Origin of the sequence: Mesorhizobium sp. M1406, assembly GCF_040317555.1 — a bacterium.
In the GTDB taxonomy this organism is placed as follows: Bacteria; Pseudomonadota; Alphaproteobacteria; order Rhizobiales; family Rhizobiaceae; genus Mesorhizobium.
Genome location: NZ_JAMYKW010000148.1, coordinates 1 through 1,965 on the forward strand (window position 1 = coordinate 1; position 1,965 = coordinate 1,965).

Annotated in this window: 3 protein-coding genes; all 3 read right to left on the minus strand. The window is 60.1% G+C overall.

Annotated features, from left to right (window positions below; all coding sequences use genetic code 11):
• Positions 1-472 precede the first annotated feature (472 nt).
• Genes NKH03_RS34605 through NKH03_RS34615 form a run of 3 tightly spaced genes read right to left on the minus strand, consistent with a single transcriptional unit; the run spans position 473 to position 1,684 of the window.
• Positions 473-883: a GFA family protein gene (locus NKH03_RS34605; RefSeq protein WP_352973319.1), complete on the minus strand. Its 411-nt coding sequence runs from the start codon at positions 881-883 to the stop codon at positions 473-475.
• Positions 884-902: 19 nt separating this feature from the next.
• Positions 903-1,367, minus strand: coding sequence for an SRPBCC family protein (locus NKH03_RS34610; RefSeq protein WP_352973321.1), 465 nt, complete (start codon positions 1,365-1,367; stop codon positions 903-905).
• Positions 1,364-1,684, minus strand: coding sequence for an ArsR/SmtB family transcription factor (locus NKH03_RS34615; RefSeq protein ID WP_352973323.1), 321 nt, complete (start codon positions 1,682-1,684; stop codon positions 1,364-1,366). The genes NKH03_RS34610 and NKH03_RS34615 overlap by 4 nt, the downstream gene beginning before the upstream one ends.
• Between the last annotated feature and the right edge of the window lie 281 nt (positions 1,685-1,965).

Below are 1,965 nucleotides of genomic sequence, written 5' to 3' on the forward strand. Positions count from 1 at the left end.
CTCCAGCTCCAGCCAGAAGGTTGAATCAAATTCCAATCGATTTGGGAATCCCTTATCGACTCACCGTAATTTCATCCCGCTCTAGCGCTCATCGTGCCTTTGCCTGGCAGCGTTGCAGGCGCAGGCGCGTGCCTTGACGCTTCTCCCGCAGCGCCTAGCGCTTTGGGGCACCTTGATAGAGATACCGAAGCGGGAGAGCGACGAGAGCGCACGAAATTGCGATCAGTAGAAACCAGTAGAGGTACGGGTCTTGGACCCGGTCAAGGACTTGCACGCCACCGCCATGTTTGGGGATGGTGGCTTTTCCGTCCCATAACCAAAAAGCCAACGAATGCGGCGCCAACGGCCACCTGTGAGATCAAGAGGGCCTTGATGATTGGTGACTGCCGACGATCTCCGACCATATAATCGCGTCCCTGTGAGCGCCTACAGCGTACCTCTGGAGGTCCAGGACTTCCAGCGAGTTTACCCCTTAGGGCATTCGCTCGACCCCCTGCAAGGACGGGTCCATCTTGTCCCAGGCGAGGCCGTGGACCGTGTAGGTGACCACCTGCGGATCGAACTGGCCAGGATCGTCAAGGCTGGCCGCGTGGACCGCTATCAGCTCCGGCATGGCGACGGATATCAGAAAGACCGGCGTTCCGCAGGTTGGACAGAAGGCGTGGATCTTTTCATTGCCGCTGGCGCTCGCCAGGCGCCAGGTACTCACCTCGCCGGTGATTGCCATATCGGCTCGCTGGCCGAAGGTCAGATAGGATCCGTGGCCCGTGCCGCTGCGCTTCTGGCAATCGTTGCATTGGCAGTGGTTCTGGAAGATGGGCTCGTCGCTTGTTTCGTAACGGATCGCGCCGCAAGCACAGCCGCCGGTATAGCGCTTGGTCATTGTGATTCTCCCGCTGCGATCAGGCCGATTTCGGCTTGGCGAAAATGTCGATGCCGCTGCCGGTTTCCAGGAAGGATTTCAGGCTGGACAGCACCGCCGGCCAGCCCTGGCTGACGCCTTTCGCCATGCCGCTGCCGGCTTCGAGTTCGTCATGGCTGACGGTCAGCCGCACCATGGTGTCGTATTCCTCGATGGCGAACGTCACCCGGCTATACTTCGACGGATCGTCGGCCTGCGAGGCGTTCGCCCAGGTGATGACGAGGCGGGTCGGCGGCGAAATCTCGACGACATTGCCGACGAGTTCGACGGTCCGTTCGTCATTGGCGCGGATATGTTCCCATTTCGAACCCGCCTTCCAATCGGAGACATTCTCGTGTCCCCAGTAGCGCCTTGCGATCTCGGGCTTGATTATGGCCTCGAACACCTTCTGCGGCGTCGAACGGATATAGGTCACGTAGACAAAGCTGGTCGTTTCCCTGGTCATTGGTGGTCTCCTTCGAGTTCTTGCTTCAGGTCGTGCAGCAGGCTGAGCCGCTGCCGTTCGAATTTCCGCACCCAGCGCTCGTAGACTTCGTGCAGCGGCACGGGGTTGATGAAATGCAGCTTTTCGCGGCCGCGCTTGACCGTGCTCACCAGATTGGCCGCCTCCAGCAGGTCGAGGTGCTGGGTGGCGGATTGTCTTGCCATGTCCAGGTGTTCGCAAAGCTGACCGAGCGTCTGCCCGTTCTGCTCACACAGAAGGTCAAGCAGCCTTCTGCGTGTCGGGTCGCCCAGCGCTTTGAAAACCTTGTCGGCGTCCATCGGCCTCACTCTGTGGTGAGCCTATAATATGCAGGTAAATACCTGCATGTCAACCGGCAATTATCCGGCCTCGCAAGATTGGATGCGGGCTATTCGGACTCGGACGTTGATTGCGCGATGGGCCGCGCCGGCCATGTACCTGATGTCGGAGCCCTGCTTAGCGGCACCAAACTACGGACGTGAACCTGCAGGATTTGGTCGCGTCCCCACAGGTGGTGTAGCTCGGCGGTAGCGAAGCCGCTCGCGAGCGCGCTCTCGATAGCGCTGTAGCGAGCGAGCGG